Source organism: Cupriavidus sp. 05N40 (assembly GCF_056397305.1).
In genome coordinates, this window is record NZ_JBFTND010000014.1 from 60,341 (window position 1) to 79,019 (window position 18,679).

The 18,679-nt window shown below is 65.6% G+C and carries 18 protein-coding genes, 2 tRNA genes and 1 pseudogene; 12 read left to right on the forward strand and 9 right to left on the reverse strand.

Annotated features, from left to right (window positions below):
- Positions 1–67 precede the first annotated feature (67 nt).
- The 3 genes from AC1DO7_RS05665 (at position 68) to AC1DO7_RS05675 (ending at position 3,402) form a co-directional block, all read left to right on the forward strand.
- The gene (locus AC1DO7_RS05665) at positions 68–1,300 is read left to right on the forward strand and encodes an amidase (RefSeq protein WP_477115870.1); all 1,233 of its coding nucleotides are present in this window, start codon (positions 68–70) and stop codon (positions 1,298–1,300) included.
- Between the two features lie 90 nt (positions 1,301–1,390).
- On the forward strand, positions 1,391–2,860 hold the full coding sequence (locus AC1DO7_RS05670) for a short-chain fatty acid transporter (protein WP_441616571.1): 1,470 nt from the start codon (positions 1,391–1,393) through the stop codon (positions 2,858–2,860).
- 182 nt (positions 2,861–3,042) lie between these two features.
- Positions 3,043–3,402 carry a hypothetical protein gene (locus AC1DO7_RS05675; RefSeq protein WP_441616569.1) on the forward strand — a complete coding sequence of 120 codons (360 nt, stop codon included), beginning with the start codon at positions 3,043–3,045 and terminating at the stop codon, positions 3,400–3,402.
- 76 nt (positions 3,403–3,478) lie between these two features.
- Here the strand turns inward: AC1DO7_RS05675 and AC1DO7_RS05680 are convergent, their stop codons facing one another.
- Positions 3,479–4,450, reverse strand: a complete 972-nt coding sequence (locus AC1DO7_RS05680; protein ID WP_441616567.1) for a Bug family tripartite tricarboxylate transporter substrate binding protein — start codon at positions 4,448–4,450, stop codon at positions 3,479–3,481.
- A 297-nt stretch (positions 4,451–4,747) separates the two neighbouring features.
- Here AC1DO7_RS05680 and AC1DO7_RS05685 point away from each other — a divergent pair, with 297 nt between their 5' ends.
- Positions 4,748–4,981, forward strand: a complete 234-nt coding sequence (locus AC1DO7_RS05685; RefSeq protein ID WP_441616565.1) for a hypothetical protein — start codon at positions 4,748–4,750, stop codon at positions 4,979–4,981.
- Between the two features lie 150 nt (positions 4,982–5,131).
- Here the strand turns inward: AC1DO7_RS05685 and AC1DO7_RS05690 are convergent.
- Together AC1DO7_RS05690 and AC1DO7_RS05695 are read right to left on the reverse strand one after the other, a co-directional pair.
- Positions 5,132–5,206, reverse strand: a tRNA-Thr gene (locus AC1DO7_RS05690).
- A gap of 23 nt (positions 5,207–5,229) precedes the next feature.
- A tRNA-Gly gene (locus AC1DO7_RS05695) sits at positions 5,230–5,305 on the reverse strand.
- 595 nt (positions 5,306–5,900) lie between these two features.
- Between AC1DO7_RS05695 and AC1DO7_RS05700 the strand changes: the two genes are divergently transcribed.
- Positions 5,901–6,131, forward strand: a complete 231-nt coding sequence (locus AC1DO7_RS05700) for a DUF2188 domain-containing protein (RefSeq protein ID WP_441616563.1) — start codon at positions 5,901–5,903, stop codon at positions 6,129–6,131.
- 205 nt (positions 6,132–6,336) lie between these two features.
- Here AC1DO7_RS05700 and AC1DO7_RS05705 read toward each other — a convergent pair whose 3' ends face one another.
- On the reverse strand, positions 6,337–6,867 hold the full coding sequence (locus AC1DO7_RS05705; protein WP_441616561.1) for a helix-turn-helix transcriptional regulator: 531 nt from the start codon (positions 6,865–6,867) through the stop codon (positions 6,337–6,339).
- A 355-nt stretch (positions 6,868–7,222) separates the two neighbouring features.
- Between AC1DO7_RS05705 and AC1DO7_RS05710 the strand changes: the two genes are divergently transcribed.
- The 3 genes from AC1DO7_RS05710 to AC1DO7_RS05720 all read left to right on the forward strand — a co-directional run bounded on the left by AC1DO7_RS05710 (position 7,223) and on the right by AC1DO7_RS05720 (position 10,753).
- Entirely contained in the window at positions 7,223–9,385 is a 2,163-nt protein-coding gene (locus AC1DO7_RS05710) for a TonB-dependent receptor (RefSeq protein WP_441616559.1), read from the forward strand.
- Positions 9,386–9,392: 7 nt separating this feature from the next.
- Positions 9,393–10,130, forward strand: coding sequence for a DUF4198 domain-containing protein (locus tag AC1DO7_RS05715; protein WP_441616557.1), 738 nt, complete (start codon positions 9,393–9,395; stop codon positions 10,128–10,130).
- Between the two features lie 161 nt (positions 10,131–10,291).
- Positions 10,292–10,753, forward strand: coding sequence for a Fur family transcriptional regulator (locus AC1DO7_RS05720; RefSeq protein WP_441616555.1), 462 nt, complete (start codon positions 10,292–10,294; stop codon positions 10,751–10,753).
- A gap of 278 nt (positions 10,754–11,031) precedes the next feature.
- Here AC1DO7_RS05720 and AC1DO7_RS05725 read toward each other — a convergent pair whose 3' ends face one another.
- From AC1DO7_RS05725 to AC1DO7_RS05740, 4 genes are all read right to left on the reverse strand, one after another.
- Positions 11,032–11,349 carry a hypothetical protein gene (locus AC1DO7_RS05725; RefSeq protein WP_441616553.1) on the reverse strand — a complete coding sequence of 106 codons (318 nt, stop codon included), beginning with the start codon at positions 11,347–11,349 and terminating at the stop codon, positions 11,032–11,034.
- 434 nt (positions 11,350–11,783) lie between these two features.
- Entirely contained in the window at positions 11,784–12,419 is a 636-nt protein-coding gene (locus tag AC1DO7_RS05730) for a glutathione S-transferase family protein (RefSeq protein WP_441616828.1), read from the reverse strand.
- A gap of 46 nt (positions 12,420–12,465) precedes the next feature.
- Positions 12,466–13,095: a glutathione S-transferase family protein gene (locus AC1DO7_RS05735; protein WP_441616551.1), complete on the reverse strand. Its 630-nt coding sequence runs from the start codon at positions 13,093–13,095 to the stop codon at positions 12,466–12,468.
- A gap of 122 nt (positions 13,096–13,217) precedes the next feature.
- Complete coding sequence (locus AC1DO7_RS05740; protein ID WP_441616549.1) at positions 13,218–14,249, reverse strand: AraC family transcriptional regulator; 1,032 nt, start codon at positions 14,247–14,249, stop codon at positions 13,218–13,220.
- Positions 14,250–14,567: 318 nt separating this feature from the next.
- Between AC1DO7_RS05740 and AC1DO7_RS05745 the strand changes: the two genes are divergently transcribed.
- A complete protein-coding gene (locus AC1DO7_RS05745; protein ID WP_477115871.1) occupies positions 14,568–15,473 on the forward strand; it encodes a hypothetical protein in 906 nt (301 codons plus the stop codon).
- A gap of 190 nt (positions 15,474–15,663) precedes the next feature.
- A complete protein-coding gene (locus AC1DO7_RS05750) occupies positions 15,664–15,996 on the forward strand; it encodes a DUF2322 family protein (RefSeq protein ID WP_441616545.1) in 333 nt (110 codons plus the stop codon).
- A 237-nt stretch (positions 15,997–16,233) separates the two neighbouring features.
- On the opposite strand, the gene AC1DO7_RS05755 is transcribed toward AC1DO7_RS05750, so the two are convergent.
- Positions 16,234–17,256, reverse strand: a complete 1,023-nt coding sequence (locus tag AC1DO7_RS05755; protein WP_441616543.1) for an AraC family transcriptional regulator — start codon at positions 17,254–17,256, stop codon at positions 16,234–16,236.
- A 137-nt stretch (positions 17,257–17,393) separates the two neighbouring features.
- Between AC1DO7_RS05755 and kce the strand changes: the two genes are divergently transcribed.
- Positions 17,394–18,332 carry a 3,5-dioxohexanoate:acetyl-CoA acetone transferase gene (gene kce, locus AC1DO7_RS05760; protein ID WP_441616541.1) on the forward strand — a complete coding sequence of 313 codons (939 nt, stop codon included), beginning with the start codon at positions 17,394–17,396 and terminating at the stop codon, positions 18,330–18,332.
- 128 nt (positions 18,333–18,460) lie between these two features.
- Positions 18,461–18,679, forward strand: a pseudogene (locus AC1DO7_RS05765) (MFS transporter); the annotation flags it as partial.

Here is an 18,679-nt window from a genome sequence, read left to right on the forward strand (position 1 = left end):
CACAACCCGGGAGCAACCCAGGGTGCGAGGAGCGCCGAAGGCCGAACACAAACCAGAAGGAGACCTCATGGATACGAACCCTGCCACCGGCAATGGCCCCGACGAAAATATGCCGGCATTGTGCCGCCTGAGCGCGAGCGAAGCCGTCAGGCTGCTCAGGCAAGGGGAAATCGCGCCCCTGGATCTGGTGGACGCCGCGATCGCGCGCATCGAGGCGGTCGATCCGGTGATCAACGCTTTGCCGATTCGCTGCTTCGAGGCAGCCCGCAAGGTTGCGAAGGACTTCACCAGGCCCGCCGACGACGTCGCGGGCGATCCTGGCTGGCTGGCCGGCCTGCCGATCGCGGTCAAGGACTATAACGACCTGGGCGGCTGCCCCACCACTTACGGGTCGCCCATCTACGCGAATCGCATCGCCGCGCGCTCGGACCTGACCATCGCGAACCTGCAGCGGCATGGCGCCATTGCGCTGGCCAAGTCGTCGGTGGTCCCCTTCGACCCGCTCTGGGTGGAGGGGCCGATGGGACGCTGCGTCGCGGATGTCGCCCTGATGCTCGACGCGCAGGCGGGATTCGATGCGCGCGATCCGCTCTCGCTACCACGCCCGCAAGTCCCTTTCTCGCATGCGGTCCGCCGTCCTGTCGCGCCGGTCCGGGTCGGCTACAGCGCGGACCTCGGCATTGGCAAGGTGGATGCCGAGGTCGCGGCGCTGTGCCGGGCAGCGGCCCTGCGCTTCGCGGATTTCGGCACCGTCGTGGACGATGGCCAGCCAGACCTTGCCGGCGGCTTCGAGGCCTTCCAGACCTTGCGCGCCAACCTGGTTGCCGCCGTCAGGGGCCCCCTGCTCGAAGCACACCGCGAACACATCTGCGAGGAGATCGTCTGGAACATCGAGAAAGGCCGCAAGCAGAGCGGCGAGGATGTGGCGCGCGCAGAACGCTTGCGCGGCGAGCTGTTCATGCGCGTTGGCGCCTTCTTCGCGCATCACGACCTGTTGATCTGCCCGACGGTGGCCGTGCCCCCGTACCCCGTCGCGCAGCGCTATCCGACGCAGATCAATGGCGAGCCGCTGGGCTCGTATATCGACTGGATGTATCTCACCTTCGTGCTGACGCTGACCGGCTGCCCCGCGATCTCGGTTCCGATCGGGCTGACTTCCGACGGCCGTCCGGTCGGCCTGCAGTTGCTGGGACGGCCGCGCGGCGACTTCGACCTGCTGTCGGCCGCCGCGCTGCTCGAACAGACACTTGGCATGGCAAGCCAGGTACCGCGCAGCCCGCGCCTGGCCGGGGCGCTGTAGCCCTGTGATTTCCGCACCGGCAGGCAAGCGTGCTGGCACGCCAGCCGCTTCGCCTCCCGGGGAAGACTGTGCAACGTGAGAGGCAGGATCATGTCAGTTCAAGAAAAGCAGTGCATCGCCGGCTCCGGCAGCCAGCAGATCGACAACCATGCATACCAGGCACCGCTGCTGGAGCGTCTGGCGCTGCGCGTCACCGCGTGGTGCGAAAAGTGGTATCCCGATGCCTACGTCTTCGTGGCGCTGACCGTGCTGGCGGTGGCGCTCGGGGCGCTGGCGATCGGCGCGTCGCCCCGCGCGGTCTCGGTGGCGTTCGGCAATGGGTTCTGGAGCCTGATCCCGTTCACCATGCAGATGACCATGGTCGCGATTACCGGCTACGTCATTGCCTCATCCCCGCCCATGGCCAGGCTGGTCGCCCTCGCCGCGCAGGTGCCAAGGAACGGCAGGACAGCGGTGGCCTATGTCGCCCTGGTCAGCGTGCTGGCCTCGCTGCTGCACTGGGCGATCAGCCTGGTCTTCGCAGGCCTGCTGGCCAAGGCCCTGGCGCGGCGCGAATCGTTGCGGATGGACTATCGCGCCGCCGGCGCGGCGGCCTACCTGGGCCTCGGCGCGACCTGGGCCATGGGCCTCAGCTCGTCCGCGGCGCAGTTGCAGGCCAACCCCGCCAGCATCCCGGCGAGCCTGCTGCCCATCACCGGCGTGATCCCGTTCAGCGAGACCCTCTTCCTGTGGCAGAGCCTGGTCATCACGTGCGCACTGGTAGCCGTGTCCACGCTGATCGCCTACTGGACCGCGCCTTCGCCGGCACGGGCCAGGACCGCAGCGGATCTCGGCGTGCAGATCGAGCCGGTCGACTACACCATGGCGCCACGCACCCGGCCGGGCGAATGGCTCGAATACAGCCCCTTGCTTACCCTGGGCATCGTGGCGCTCGGGCTCGGCTGGGTCTGGACCGAGTTCGCAGGCAAGCACTGGCTGATCGCCATCTCCGGGCTCAATACCTATAATCTCATCTTTCTCTTGCTTGGCATGCTCCTGCACTGGCGCCCCAGGAGCTTTCTCGGCGCAGTCACCAAGGCCGTGCCGACGACCGCCGGCGTACTGATCCAGTTTCCGCTGTATGGCGCCATCGCCGGCATGCTCACGATGGCAAAGGGGGCAGGCGGAGAGTCATTGACGCACCACCTCTCGACGCTGTTCGTCAGCGTCGCGTCGACCGACAGCTTTCCCCTGCTGATCGGAGCGTATTCCGCGGTGCTCGGCTTTCTCATGCCCTCCGGCGGCGGCAAGTGGATCATCGAAGCGCCCTACGTCATGCAGGCCGCAAACGACCTCCATGTGCACCTCGGCTGGGCGGTGCAGATCTACAACGCGGCCGAGGCCCTGCCAAACCTGATCAATCCGTTCTGGATGCTGCCGCTGCTGGGCATATTGGGACTGAAGGCCCGCGACCTGGTCGGATTCACCTTTGCGCAACTGCTGACGCATGCGCCGCTGGTATTGCTGCTGCTGTGGTTGCTGGCCCCCACCCTGGCCTACCATCCGCCGCTGCAGCCATGACGCGGCACTGGCGTGCTTGCTGCCGCGCTCTCCGGGCAGCACGATACGCGCCAGTCCCGTGGGGCAATCCGGCATTGCCCCATCCGATCGAAAATTCCCGCCCGGCCGACATGAGTACAATCACCGCCGGGCGCGCAATCACGCGCCCTAAGAAAGCAAAAAAATAAGGGGGAACAAGAAGAATGGCAGTCCTGCAACTCAAGAACCAATTACTCGGCCTGGCGCTGGCCCTTGCCGCACAGGCAGCGCTCGCGGCAACCTGCGCGCCGGACTACCGCGGCACCGTCAACTGCCCGAGCAACTCCGCCTGCATGATGACCCGCTCCGGCGAGGTGCGCTGTGCGAAAGACGGCGGCGGCATCGCGCTGGACCGGGAAGGCGATGCCCGCTGCGGCGCGGGCCGGTGCGCACTCGACATGAAGGGCAATGTGCAGTGCTCCACGGCCGTGGGCGGCGGCGCGAGCCTTGACAGCTCGGGGGCGGTGGTCTGCGATGCGGGATGCCGGGCAGGATCGGGGTCGGCCTGTTCTTCACCGAGGTAAATCGCTGCTCGCGCCGCCTTGCGCGGCGCCCCGCATCGCAGCGGGGCCGGCGGCGCCCGCCTGCCAGCCGCCTTCGTCAGTCCGGCTTGATCCCCCCGCGCTTGACGACCTCTGCCCAGCGCCGGGTGTCATCCGTCACGACTTTCTGCAACGCCCCCGGATCGCCGCAGGTAGGTACCGCGCCCAGTTGCGCGAAGTGGGTGCGCGTCTCGGGCAGCTTGCACAGCGCCACCAGTTCGCTCGACAGTTTCTCGATGCGGGCCGCCGGCGTCCTGGCCGGGGCCATCACGCCCACCCATACGGGCGCCTCGAGCCCCTGCAGGCCGGTGACATCGCTGACGGTAGGCAGGTTCGCCAGCCCCGGCAGCGATGTCCGGGAGAACGTGCCGAGCAGGCGGGCCTTGCCGCTCTCGACCATCGGCTCGATCGAGGCCGCACTGGTCATCAGCAATTGCACCTGCCCGCCCAGCAGGTCGGTCAGCGCCGGACCGGCGCCGCGATAGGGCACGTGCAGCAGGCGGACGTTCGCCGCCTGCGCCAGCAGTTCGCCACTGAGATGAGACACCGTGCCGTTGCCGGTGGAGGCGAAGCTGACCACACCGGGATGCGCCCTGGCGTCCTTCAGCACGTCGCCCAGCGTCTTGTAGGCGCTGTTGGCACGCACGGCGACGGTCATCGGCGTATCCGCGATCAGCGCCACGGGCGCGAGGTCTTTCTGCGGCGAGTAAGGCAGCCTGGGGTTCAGCGACGGTGCGATGGAAATCGCGCCGCCCGTGGCCAGCAACACCGTGGTTCCGTCCGCCGGGCCCTTGGCCACGTAGTCGGCGGCCAGCATGCCGCCAGCCCCGACCTTGTTTTCCACGATGACCGGCACGCCCAGGCGGCTCCCGAGCTTTTCGCCGAGATAGCGGGCAATCACGTCCTGCGACCCGCCCGTAGCGAAGGGCACGATGATCCGCAGCGGCTTCCCGTCGGTCTGCGCAAGCGCCGGCGAGAGCAGCATGGCTGCGAAGGAACATAGCGCGAAAAGCTTGACGGACGATCTCATCTAATTTCCCAAGGTAACGTAAGCAATGCGTTCGAACGGTGCCGGCGCCCAGCCGCCAGCGCAACCGGCCGCGAGAACAGAATCCTCGCACAAGTCGGCCGGAGATCGTTGGATCCAGGCCAACGCATTGGTCCCGCTGTTGGGCGGAACCCGTCATCCGTTGCGCGATTTGGGCCGGCCCGCGCACCCGATACGCCCTGGAAGGATGGCATGGCCTGTGCATAGTGAATCGAAGGCCGGGCGCCAGCCACGCGCTTCGCGCGCTGGGCGCGGTGGGCCACTCACAAGGAACAAGCCATGAACGCCAGATCCCTCTATACCGTCTTCGCCATCACCGCGGCACTGACAGCCGCGTTCCTCGCCGGCGAGACGGTCGCGCTCACCAACAATATCGACGCAGACAAGCTCAGCACCGTCATCGACAACGCCAGCCATGCCGATCCCGATGCCGACGGCGAACACGCCTTGGCGGCAGCGGCACGAGGATGCAGCGGCGGGCAGGATGCCAGGCTTCACGTATATGGAGATTGAAGGGCCTGATCCCTGCCATGTCGCCACGGCCTGGACGCGCCAACGAATGGCGAACTCGGCAAAGGTGCGGGATGGCATTGTCCCTTTGAACCGGGACAGGAGATCAGCCTGCAAGCTGGTGCGCGCGCCGCGAACGTCGGCGCAGGAAAGTGGTGCCCATGGGCAGGATCGAACTGCCGACCTCTCCCTTACCAAGGGAGTGCTCTACCACTGAGCCACATGGGCAATTGCTCTAATGCATTTAGCAATGGAGCGGGAGACGAGTCTCGAACTCGCGACCTCAACCTTGGCAAGGTTGCGCTCTACCAACTGAGCTACTCCCGCGTATTGGCATCCCGACCTGAACTCGAACCAGGGACCTGTGGATTAACAGTCCGCAGGCCTCGGTGGATCAAGCCCTGCTTCGGGGGAGCCGAAGTATATCGCAAAAAAACCCGCATGGATTGCGGACTTTCCAATTTTTTTGTCCGGCATCTTCTGCCTCCCCCAGCGCCTTCATTTCCGGTACATCACAACATGATCAAGTTCTGCAGATTGTCCACGAAGCCCGGCGTCATCCGTTACAGGCTGGCCAGCACGCATGCTGTCCCGGCGCGACGAAGGGGAAGCACGGGCAAGGCGGCACGATCGCTGCCGGGGACATGGCCAACGTCACGTATCGGGGGGATGATCCCGGACTATCGCGGGCACCCCTTGCGGGTCATGCGCGGGGACTTGCGAACGCCGCTGGCTTTGCTTGCGCAGTCCGCATTTCTTTCTTCTTGTTGCGCGACGCAGCATTTCCAGCCGGCAGTATTTAGGCAACTGTCCAACGCCAATTGAATTAGAATTCGCGTGCACAGGAATCACCGCTGGTCGACTAGGCACGCATCAGGATTGCGCTATCAGGTTAGTCAAGACACCTCGGAGGATTATCGAGATGCGCCGCGATTTGATTGTTTGCGCCTCGCGCGCCGGCTGGATCGTCAAACTGTCCGGAACCCGCAACGGGATTCTGGAATTCGAACGCCAGGAAGACGCGATAGTCGTGGCGACCAGCCTCGCTGTGCGCAAGGGCGTCGAGCTGCTGCTCGAGGACGGCAACGGGACGCATCGGCTCCCGCGCAATGCCGAGCCCTTCAGCAAAGACACAAAGGCATCTTCGGCCTGACGTTTCCCTCATCCGGCCCTGACGGCGCCCTCCGGGGCGCACCATCCGCCATTTGACGGATAGCACGCACCCGGAACAAACGCGATACTGGGCTCTCTCGTATCTTGACCCGTACGACCTAGGCCGCCCCGCGCGGCCATTTTTTTTGCCTGGCACGCCGCCCCGGCAATGCTGCGGAGATCGGCTCGCCCCGGCGCCGGCCCGCTCAGCCGGCGACGCCGGGAGCCATCAGGTCCTCCAGGAAATAGGCCGCAAGCTGGTGGCGCCCTTCGAGCTGCGCCTTGGCATAAACGTTGGCAGCGTGCTGGCGCACGGTCTTGGCGCGGCTCTCGCGCAGGCCCGCGATTTCCTCTAGCGACAGGCCCTTGACCAACAGCAGGGCCACGTCCTTTTCGGCCGGCGTAAGGTTCCACGCGTCGAACTGCTCCTGCATCTGCACAAGAAAATGCCGCGTGCTCTGCTTGGCAGCGGTATCGCGCTCGATCATGGCGCGCTCGCTCGCCTGCGCCGCATTGCGCAATTCCGCAAAGTCGCGCGCGACGCGCTGCCGCTCCCGCACGAACACAACCAGGATCCACACGAAAACGATGGTCGCGACCGCCTCGGTCAGGAGGTGGTAGTTCACGCCGCTGCTGAGGTGTATCTGACTGAGATCCCATGCCTGGTAGGCAGGGAAGATGGCGAGCAGGAGCAAAAGCTTGGGTGACATGTGGCGAATTCCGGGCAGCAAGACCATCGGCGCAATCCGGCTGCAGCGTGCCGGCCCTGACGGGGAGTCAAATGTAACTGATTCTTGTTCTTAGGAAAAGACCGGTTTTTTGCGGTCCGGCTCCCACAATAAAAAGATGATCATGAGGCATATTTTCTCCGGGACATTTGCCCCGTCCGCGCGCGCACAGCGGCCGCAAAGCCAGTGCTTACAAGGCAAATGCCCCGTACAGGGGGGACATCCGCCTCGCTCCGCCGTTTTTGAATTGAACTCGAGAATGATTCGCATTAGCCTTCGCTGACTCCGCTCCGAGGGCCGCAAGGCCGGTCGGGCGACGACGACTGACCGGCCTGCTGCGCCACCTCCTCGAGTTCCAGCCTTCATGACACGTGCATTCCCACCCCGCCTCGCGCCCCGCCCCCACGCGCTTGCCGCCATCGCCTATGCCCTGATCGCCGGCCTGCCCGCTACGGCGCGCGCACAGGCCGCGCAGCCGGAACATACCTTGCCCGAGGTCACCGCCTCGGCCGGACAGGTCCCGGCCGGCAGCTTGCGGGACACGGTGACGACCGGCACCAAGACGGAAACCCCGCTGCGCGACATTCCGGCCGCGATCACGGTGATCCCCGATAGCGTGCTGCGCGAGCAGGGTGCGGTCGACATGAACTACGCGCTGCAGAATTCGGCAGGCGTGCAACCCCAGCTGGCCGGCGGCTATGGCTTTGCCAACAACTACACCATCCGCGGGCTGGGCACGCGCTTCCTGCGCGACGGCTACCTGGACGGCCCCAGCCAGAACGGCTACTACCGCACCATGTATGACGTCGAGCGCATCGAGGTACTGAAGGGGCCGGGGTCTGCGCTGTATGGCTCGGGCCAGCCGGGCGGCACGGTGAACGTGGTGACCAAGGCCCCGCTCAGCAAGTTCGGGGCCGAGATCGGCGCTTTCGGCGGCAGTTTCGGCACCTGGGGCACGTATGTGGATGTGGGCGGGCCGGTAAGCTCGCAGCTATCCACGCGCCTGATCGCCGACTACGAGAAGAGCGACGGCTATCGCGGGCTGTCGCGCGATATCAAGGAAGTCTCGCCCTCCTTTGCCTGGGCGTACGACACCAACAAGACGCTGACACTCGACTACGATCACCGCGACATCCGCATCGTCCCGGACAACTACGGCATCGTCTTCAACAACCAGGGCAAGATCGCCTCCGCACCGCGCGACGCGCGCTACTACAGCCCGTTCAACGACACCCGCCAGACCATCGACCGGGTGACGCTGAGCCATGACTGGCGCATCGATCCCGCGCTCACCATGCGCACCGCCTTCATCTATGACGAGCGCGGCCTGGACATGACGCGCAATGCCGGCGGCAACGGCGGCAACGCACTCAACCAGATGACGGGACGCGCCGCGCGCACGCAGACGGACGACGGGCACTTCATCCTCGCGCAGAACGAACTGGTCTGGAAGACGCGTACCGGCCCGGTCGACCACACCGTCCTGTTCGGCATGGAGTATTCCGACACGCATATCAACACGGTGCGCAACGGCTACAACCTGCCCAACATCGCCAACATCAATGCGCCAGTCGTGCCTGAAACCACGCTCAATGGCCTGGCCCCGGTCGTCTCCCAGGGCTTCAACCGGGTCCTGAAGCAGGAGGACTTCGGCGTCTACCTGCAGGATCAGCTGGCGTTCGGCGAGCAATTCAAGGTGCGGGCGGCGGTGCGCACGGACCGCGTCAAGTTCAGCGACGTGGGCACGCAGGGCGGCGTCTTTCGCAGCATCGGCGACACGCAGAACCTCACGTCGGGCTCGCTCGGCGCGGTATGGCAGCCGCTGCAATCGGTGTCGCTCTATGCCGGCGTGTCGACCAGCAAGTTCATCAACGTCTCGACCGAGCCCGCGGCCTTGAGCACCCAGCCGGAAAGCGCGCTGCAAAAAGAGGTCGGGGTCAAGGCCGACTTCCTCGACGGCCGCCTGCAGACCAACCTGGCGCTGTTCGAGACCGAGCGCAAGGACTACTACATCACGCTGCCGGGCGCATTGAGCCCGACGCCGGATGGCCGGGACCGCTCGCGCGGCATGGAACTGGAGCTGACTGCCCGCCCGCTCGCCGGCTGGACGGTGCTGGCGAATTTCGTGCTGCAGGACGTCGAGGTCAAGTCCAACGCGCTGGCATCCAACGCCGCGATGGGCGTCACCAACCGCAGCATCGCCGGCACCCGCCCGGCCGGGGTCTCCCGCACCGGCGGCCGGCTGTGGACCACCTATGACTTCCAGCAGCAGGCCCTGCATGGCTTTGGCGTCGGCCTGGGCCTGACGTACAAGGGCGACAGCTACGCGGACAGCCTGAACCTGTATCGCGTCCCGTCGTACGTGGTGCTCGATGCGGCGGTCTACTACCGCCGCAAGACCTGGGACGTGAGCCTGAACCTGCGCAACCTGACCGACAAGGCCTACTACGTCTCGCCGACCTTCTCGGGCGCGCTGCCCGGCGACAAGCGCAGCGCAATGCTGACCGCCCGCTACCGCTTCCAGTGAGGAACCCATGAAACAGCACGCATTTCTCGCCAGCATCGCACTTGCGCTCACCTGCGCCGCCTTCGTCGCGCCCGCCCGGGCTCACTATCTCTGGCTGGAACAGGACAAGGTCAGCGCCCACCTCTACTTCGGCGAGTACGAGGAGATGCTGCGCGAACGCTCTCCCGGGCGCCTCGATGAAATGCCGGGCCCGGAAATCCGCGCGCTCGGCCGGGACGGGCAGACCGCAGCGCTCACCGCCAGCCGCGAAGCCGGCGGCTTCCGTTTCGCCTCGCAGCCCCGTGGCATTGCCGTGCTGGCGAGCGAAGGCGCCTATGCCGTCAAGGACTGGACCCACGCGGGGCTCGGCGTGGTCAAACCCATGTTCTATGCCCGGCTGATCGGCGAGTCGACAGCGGCAGCCGAGGTGGCCACGTCGATGCCGCTGGATATCCTGCCCACGGGCAGCGCGGGCGAATATCGCGTCGTCTTCCGCGGCACGCCGCTCGCCGCGGCCGACGTGCGCGTCATCGCGTCCAACGCCTGGACGCGCGAGGCGACCACCGGCAAGGACGGCCTGGTGCGCTTCGCGTTCCCCTGGCGCGGACAATACATCCTGCACGTCATCCACCTGGAGCGCACTCCGGGCACGTTCGACGGCACCGCTTACGCCGCCGTGCGGCATCGCGCCACGGCAACCCTGACGATTCCCGCCGGCCCGCGGACGACGGCACCCGCCACCTGGCAGGCATCGCCGCCGCACTAGCGGCCGTGGCTGCGGCCTTGCGCACGCTACCGCCCGCTTCCTCCCAGCCCCGGCCGCACCGCCCCACAGGCGTGCGGCCAAGCCTACCGATGCCACCCAGAGTCGTCCGGCGCTTCGCCTCCCTTCATGCTTTGGCCGCCAGCCGGCGTGCCAGAGACTCCTTGCCCGGCGCCGCCTGGGGCGAGAGCGGCCGCCTGGCCGCGCAGGCGATCGCGGACAGCGGCTTGCCTGTGACCCTGGGGCGAATGGCCGTCTTGCTGGTTCTCCGGGAAAGCGCCGCCAGGCACACGACCGCCGAGCAATTGTGCCGCGCCATGGTGTCGTCCCCTTACCGGACCGCGCTTTCCACGTTCCGGGCCGGACTATACGAGCTGACCGAGAGCGGACTGATCTTCCGCGTCACCGTTCCTTCGGGCGACCACAAGCTGACCCACTTCTACGAACTCGCGGACCGCCCCGCGCACGAGCATCTGTTCTGCAGCGGCTGCGGCCAGATCGACGAGGTCTTCGACGCCGCGCTGCTTGCCATGCAGGAAGCCCGGCTGGCATCGGCGGGACTGCGCCCTGCCCATGTCAGGAGCGCGCTGGTCGGCCGCTGCCGGGCCTGCGCCGCGCCAGCCTGAGGCTTCGCGGAGCATGACGGTTCGGCTGGCCCGCCGCAGCGCGAACCCGGCCGCCGCGGCCACCGCGCGTTCCGCGCTCGACTGATAGTCGGAGTTCAGGCGAACGCTGCCGAAGTACGCAATGCCGGACAGGGAGTGCGTCGTCGGCCGGGACGGCCCCGATGAGCCCACGCGCGGCTGCGCCAATGGGAAAGAGGGTCTTGCCCAAGTCCATACCTGTGGACTTGGGCGAGACCCTTGCGTGTCAGCCCCGGCCAGCCGGCCGGACACGCAGTCACTCAGGCCATGGCGCCGTCGAGGTAGACATCGACGCTGCGCGCCGGATCGGACGATACGCCGCTGCGGTCCAGCCCGGCGACAGTGCGTGCGCCATCGGTGTACGGATCGACCTGGCGGGCACCTTCGCCGAAGCTGTCGAACTTGCCGGTACGAGCACCGTCGGTGAAGGCATCAGTCTTGCCAACGCGGAAGTTGTAGCCGTACTTGTCAGCGGACAAGGTGCTGTCATTTGGGCCAGAGGCCTGAGCGGCGCCGGCAATGAGAGCGACGGCGGCGACGGCCGCGGAAATGACGAAACTGCCGAACTTGAATCTCATGGTGTGCTCCTTCGAAGCGTGGGGGAATGAACGGCGCGCACGACGTTCTACCTTCCACAGAGCACGCGCCATGCCATGTGCCAAGCGGCAATGGGTGTGCGCGGAGGAGCCTAAACCGGGGAGCAAGTGATGGGGCGCAGCCAACAAGCGGCGCAATATGCGGCGCAACAGTGGGTCGCGTGCCAACACCTGGCCGGGCTCTGCACGAGGCGCCCGAAGGTAAGGTGCCGGCGCCATCCAAGGCCCGCGAAGGTGGCAATACGATGGGACGACGCACGCCTCCCGGAGGGTCTCGGAAGTAGCGGGAATGGCCGCGGCCGAACTGAATCGTGCGTGCGATGCCGCCGCCATCTGAGGATCCGTCTTCGGGCATCCCTTGCCCGCTGCATGTCACGGGGGCAGCGGCGCGGCATCGTCATCAGAGGCGTTGCAGGCTACGGCAAGTCGTCCAGCTTGACCGCAAAGCCGCGTTGCACGCCCGGCCGCGCGAACAGGGCGTCATACCAGCGCCGCACGTTCGGATAGCGATCGAGCGATACCTGGTGGCGCTCATGCCGCCACGCCCAGCCCAGAATCGCGAAATCCGCCACGGAAAGCTCGCCGGCGACGAACTCGACTTCCGCGAGCCGGCGGTCCAGCACGCCGTAAAGCCGGGTCGTTTCCTCCGAGTAGCGCTTGAGCCCATAGTGGCGGTCAGCCTCCGGTTCGACCGTGCGGAAGTGATGCACCTGTCCCGGCATGGGCCCGAAGCCGCCCATCTGCCACATCAGCCATTCCAGCACCGAAACCCGGTCGCGCAAGGCCGCAGGCAGGAACTTGCCGGTCTTCTCGGCAAGGTAAAGCAGGATCGCGCCCGATTCGAACACACTGATCGGCTGCCCGTCGGGGCCATCGGGATCGACGACGGCCGGGATCCGGTTGTTCGGGCTGATGCGCAGGAAGTCCGGATGGTGCTGCTCGCCCTTGGTGATGTTCACCGTCTTGACGGCATACGGAAGCGCCATTTCCTCGAGTGCAACGCTGATCTTGCGTCCGTTCGGGGTGTTCCAGGTGTGCAGGATGATGGTCATCGGAAACAGTAGGTGAAGTGTTGATTCGCGCGCACCTGCGTGCGGCTCAGCTAAGCGGCGCGGCGAGATATTGCCCGAAGGCGGCACGCGTACTGACGCGCTCGTACCAGCGATCCATATCCGGCAGTGCGGGACGTTCGATCTCGGCATCGAGCCCGTACCAGCGGCGCGCATAGGCGCCGAGCACCAGGTCGGCGAGCGTGAACTCGCCGCTCTCGAGATAATCGCGCCCCTGCAAATGCCTGTCCAGTGTCTGCCACAAGCCGGCCACGTTGGCGGCGTCCGCCTTCAGGCGATCCATATCGCGCTCGGCGGCGGGCGTTCGCACAACGCCCCAGAAGACTGGCCGTTCCGCTGGCTGCAGCGTCGAAAGGGACCAGTCGAGCCATCGATCCACGCTGGCGCGCAGCTTCGGATCCGCCGGGTACAGCGCTGTGCCCTTCCCGTACTGCATCGCCAGGTAGCGGAGGATCGAATTCGACTCCCACAACACGAAATCGCCATCGATGAGCGTCGGAATACGCCCCATCGGATTCATTGCAAGGTACTCAGGCTCATGGTTGCGGCCGAATTGCATGCCGGCGTCGATCCGCTCGAATGACAAGCCGAGTTCGTCGCAGCACCACAGCACCTTCTGCACATTGACCGAATTCGCCCGGCCCCAGATCGTCAGCATTTGTTGTGCCCCCGGTGAAAACCTCGCGTTTGCGAGCAAGCCCTCAACGATACACGACAGCCGAAACGGCATCGGTACGCCCCGGGGACGGGGCGCCGTCCCCGCCTCCGCCATGCCGGCAATCACGCGGGGTTGGCTACGTCCGACGCGGCGTCGGCTGTGGCTCCTTTGTCCCCGGTCGGGGCGCCAGCCGCTTTCCTGCGCCATGTCGCGGGTGGCTCGCCGAACTCCCGCTTGAACGCGCGATTGAATGAGGCCTCCGATTCGTATCCGACAGCCTCGGCGATCGATGCCAGCGACGCATCAGTGAGGCGAAGCTGCCGCGCGGCGAGCTGCAGGCGCCACAGTGCCAGGTATTGCATCGGTGGCAGCCCGACCAGTTCGGTAAAGCGCTGCGCCAGCCCCGAACGCGAGATGCCCACCTCGCGCGCGAGCGCATCCACGGTCCAGTCGTGCACCGGTCGCGCGTGCATCAGCGCGAGTGCTCGCGCGACGAAGCGATCGCGCAATCCCGCCAGCCACCCCTTGCGATCGCCGGCCATCGTGCCGACGTAACGACGAACCGCTTCGACGAACACCAGCTCCGCAAGCTTGGCCAGCACCGTGGCGCTGCCTGCCTGCGCCGAGGCCGCCTCCTCGGTCGCGAAGCGCAGCGACGATTCGAGCCACGACGCGCTGGATCCGCGCATGCTCACCGTGAACAGCCTGGGCAGCGCGGAAAGCAGGGGATTTCGCGAATTGTCCTGCATGGCAAGAAAGCCACACACCATGCGCGTGAGCTCGCCGCCGCCGCCGTGGACGAGCGTCATGACTTCGCCGGGCTTTGCCTCGACATGCTCAGCCAGGAGCGGCGCCAGGAATTCCGGCAACAGATCGGTGGAACTGCCTAACACGTGGGTCTCGCCCTGCGGCACCACGATGACATCGCCGGCCTCCGCCAGCAGCGCGCTCGCCGGATCGCCTGGCAGCATCGCCCAGCACCTGCCTTCCGTGACGAGATGGAACGAGACGACCCGCCCGGAGGCTGGCAGGTATGCCGAGCAAAGCGCCGAGTCGGCCTGCCCGATGACGCACCAGGGCGCCGAGAAGCTGCCGTCGAGGTGAACTGCCCCCGTCAACTGGATGACGCGCAGCACATCGGAGAGAGCATCCATGGCAGCAGTTGCGCAATGTTGGGGTCGCGCACAAGAAATCCGGACGCCCGGCTATTCAATGGCGCGCTTGCCGTCAGGATACTAGCCCCGTGCCTGAAGGCCAACACACGCAAGAGGATTCGGCTCAAGCAGGGCCGCACCGAGGGTTGCGGCGTTTCCCGCCAAACAGGCGGGCAATGCACGGCCTGTATGCGCCTGCTCCGGAAGAACCTGGCGATCCCGCAACCCATGCGGCGCTTCTTTGGACGCAGCCGGCCGCATTTTCACTGCAACACCACAGCAACACCAGCCCCAACCCCGTCTCCCAGGAGAGCAGTCATGTCCGCAGCCACCTCACCTTCCCTGCCCAATGCCGATCTCGCCGCACTCAGGACCCGGCATGCCGCATCCGATGCTCAGCTCCCTCCCTCGCAGCCTTATGTCGATTCCGCGCGCTACGCCAGATGCGTGGAAGTGTCCAGGCGCGTCCGGTGGGACATTGATCGCGATGTGCTGCGCCAACGGGATTTCGACTTCACGAAGAAATTCCTGCCTGACGGCCTGTCCTTCGTCGATCGCCTGCCGTTCCTGAGCGGCATCGAGCGTCGCCTGCTGTCGCAGATCCAGGGCCGCTCGTATGCCAACATCTTCGGCCTGGTAGAGCGGTTCATCGGCGCCAAGATGCTCGAGGTGAGCCGCGACCACTGGCTTGGCGACCAGGGCGCACTCGAGGCACTGGTGCGCTTCACCGACGAGGAGCTGAAGCACCAGGCGCTGTTTCGCCGGATCGAGACCATGATAGGCGCCCAGATGCCCGCGGGGTACCAGTTCGGACCGCGGCCCGATGACGTCGCGTCGTTCGTACTGGGCAAATCGACGTGGTCGGTGCTGGCGCTGACTTGTCTGATCGAACTGTTCACGCAAGCCCACTACCGGGCCAGCATCGCGCTCTCGCCGCAAGCGCGCGATGCAGCCGTGGACGACCTGATTGCGCTGGTGGGCGCCATCGACGCGATTCTGCAAGCCCAGTCAGCCGCAGACACGCGCTACTTCATCGCGCTTTGCAACCGGCCCATGACAAGCGCCGACATGGATGCCGTGACGAACACCGTTCTTGCCGCGTATCGCTTCCAGTACATCGCGTCGGGCGTGCAGATTCCGCGCTTCGGCGAAACGCTCAACGCGATGATCTCGCCTGCGCAAGCGCTCCGGATCGGTGCCGCGCTGGCACCGATCATGGCTTGATCCGCAATCGAAAACACGGAGCCCGAAATCATGGCAATGCCATCTCCCGGCGGATACCACCGCCAACGCAACGGTTGCAGGCGACTTGCACGGCGCGCCGAGACAGCAGCCGGCACAGGCAACAGGCGCGGCACCCGATCAGATAAAATACGGCCACCTAGCAGTTTCCCGAAACAACGGAGTGTTTTAAGTGATTCAACCGAGCAACGTATTCAAGGATAACCTCGCGCAACTGCCCGCCATCGACGGTATCGATCGTATCGATCTCGTCGACGGCAAGGGCGCCGTGGTGGCAAGTATCGAGAACAAGCCGGGCAAGCAGGGCTCCCTGGCGGTGTACCACTATCTCCGGCAAGCCTTCGGCGCCCTGGACGCCACCGCGGCCGAGCACGGCCTCGCGGTGTTTGCCGAGCACACGGTCGACGCGCGCAACCGTCCGGGTGCGCACCCGAACGTTGACCGCCTGCTCGCTATCGCGGCCGGTGGCGAAGCATTGCGCATCGACCTCGTCGCCACAGCCTGAACCGCTCAGGTTGCACGTGACGACGCCGATCGCTTGAGCGTGGTCAGCACTGCGCCGGAACGTGCCGGGACTCCCCGCAGCGTCGCCTGACGCCGATACGACGACGGCCTGACGACGACCTGACGACTCCGTAGCGTCATGCGCAAGCCAGCTTTCGGGCTGGCTTGCGTGAGATCGTGTGTAAAACCCGCGCGGGCTTTCCCGGGGCGCTGGACTCATTCCACTTCCCGGGCTGCGCTAGTGAGGTGGCGTCGCTTCTTTCTCTGCCCATCGCTTGCGGGCACGCCGGAAGTTGGCGCCGTCGCTGAAGCCCAGAAGCAAGGCGATGTCATCGGTGCTCATCCTGGTCGTCTTCAGGTACTCCGTCGCCAGGGAAAAACGCACATCATCCAGAATGGCACCGAACGACGTGCCCTCCGTTCCCAGGTGCCGCCGCAGCGTCCGGCTGGTCATGCCCAGCGTTTCCGCCACCGTTTCCATGCCCGGGAAGACGCCGGGTTCGCGCATCAGGATCTGGTACACCTCGCCAGACACGCCGACGGAGGTCTTGGCTTGTCCCACCAGCCGGTCGCATGTCTCCTGGATCAGGGCGGCGGAGTGCCGGTGGGCCAGCTGCGGCTTATGCTCGAGGATGGCGCTGTCGTAGATGAGTTCGTATTGCGGCTGCCCGAATGCGCAAGGGCAGCCAAGATACTTTGGATAGAGCCCGGCATGGGCCGGCGCCGGATACGGGAAGCAGGCTTTGACGGGCGGGCAGCTTCGGCCCGCGACGTCCTGCAGATGCGTGACGTGCTGCGCAAACTGCTGCTCGATCAGGAACTGGCGCAACTCAGCGGATGCGCTCGCAATGAATGCGTCCGGGAACGTCCAGACCGCTTTGTCGGGATATTCGGTCCAATCGATCGCCAGCGTCGGCGTTGCCAGCCGGTGGTATTTCACGCCTAGCCTGAAGTAGTCGCGCAGCGACAGGCAAGACATCAACGCGTACCCGTACATGCCGTAGGCCGACAGATGCAGGCGTGAGCCGACCTCGAAAGGCGTGGCCGGATCGCTCGACAAGTTCAGCGCGTTCTTGCACACGGCAATGTACTGGCGCACGGACGTCAAGACCGACGTGCCGGACAACTCGTCGGCATCGATTCCGGTGCCCCTCAGACTGTCTGCCGGTGCGATTCCCTGTTCGGCAAGCACCTCGACCAGCGCCGCGATCTTGTATGGCGCATGGATGCGCTCGTTATGCAGTGGAAATCTCGGCGCCACGGCGTCTCCCCAAGTTGTCCCTTTTTGCCTTCGTAGTGTCCGGAAATGACCTTACGCCGCGCATGCTATCGAACTATTATCCGTTCGACAAGAGCCGGCGCACCATGCGACCGCTTGATACCGAGACGATTCTCCCAATGAGCAACGCTAGCCATAAAGTCATTATTTCCTGTGCTGTGACGGGTTCCGCGCATGTCCCTTCGATGTCGGAATTCCTGCCCCTTTCACCCGCGGACATTGCGTCGCAGGCCATCGAGGCGGCACAGGCCGGAGCGGCCATCCTCCACCTGCATGCACGCGATCCCCGCGACGGCCGCCCGACGCCACGTCCGGAAATCTTCCAGGAGTTCGTGCCGGCGATCGCCCGCGCCACCAACGCGGTCATCAATATCACCACGGGCGGCAGCACGCGCATGACGCTCGAGGAGCGGCTGGCCTATCCGCGGCTGGCGCGGCCGGAGATGTGCTCGCTGAACATGGGCTCGATGAATTTCTCGCTGCACCCGGTCGCGGAGAAGATCAGCGCCTGGCGGTTCGACTGGGAGAAAACCTACCTCGAGTCCATGGAAGACATGATCTTCCGCAACACCTTCAAGGACATCAAGGGCATCCTCACCGAGTTCCAGGAACACGGCACGCGGTTCGAGTTCGAATGCTACGACGTCGGGCATCTCTACAACCTGGCCCACTTCGTCAACCAGGGCATCGTCAAGCCGCCGTTCTTCATCCAGTCCGTGCTCGGCATTCTTGGCGGGCTGGGCCCGGACCCCGAGAACCTGGCCATGATGCGCGCCACCGCCGACCGGCTGTTCGGGCGCGAAAACTATCAATTCTCGATCCTCGGGGCCGGCCGGCACCAGATGCCGCTCGTCACGATGGGCGCCATCATGGGCGGCAACGTCCGCGTGGGCCTGGAGGACAGCGTCTACATCTCGAAGGGCGTAAAGGCGAGGACCAATGCCGACCAGGTGCGCAAGATCCGCCGCATCCTGGAAGAGCTGTCGTTCGAGATCGCCACGCCGGATGAAGCCCGCCAGATGCTCGGGCTGAAAGGCGCCGGCAACGTGAACTTCTGACGATCCTGGCCGGGCAACTCGTGCTGGCGCGACCTCCTTCGCTCGCCGGCACGCAGGCCGCACTCACAGGATGCCCGTCGGTTCAGGCAGTCATGACTACAAAAAACAGATTCCTTCGTGGAGACATCATGGTGACGACCTCTCTTGATTCCGGTAGTGACGAAATGCACCGCCTTGCCACGCGCAAGGCCATACTGAAACTGATCCCGCTGATGTGCGCGATCTACTTCATGTCGTATCTCGACCGCACCAACGTGGCGCTGGCCAAGGTGCAGCTGGCGGCCGACCTGGGCATCAGCGCGGCCATCTACGGGCTCGGCGCCGGCATCTTCTTCATCGGCTATGCC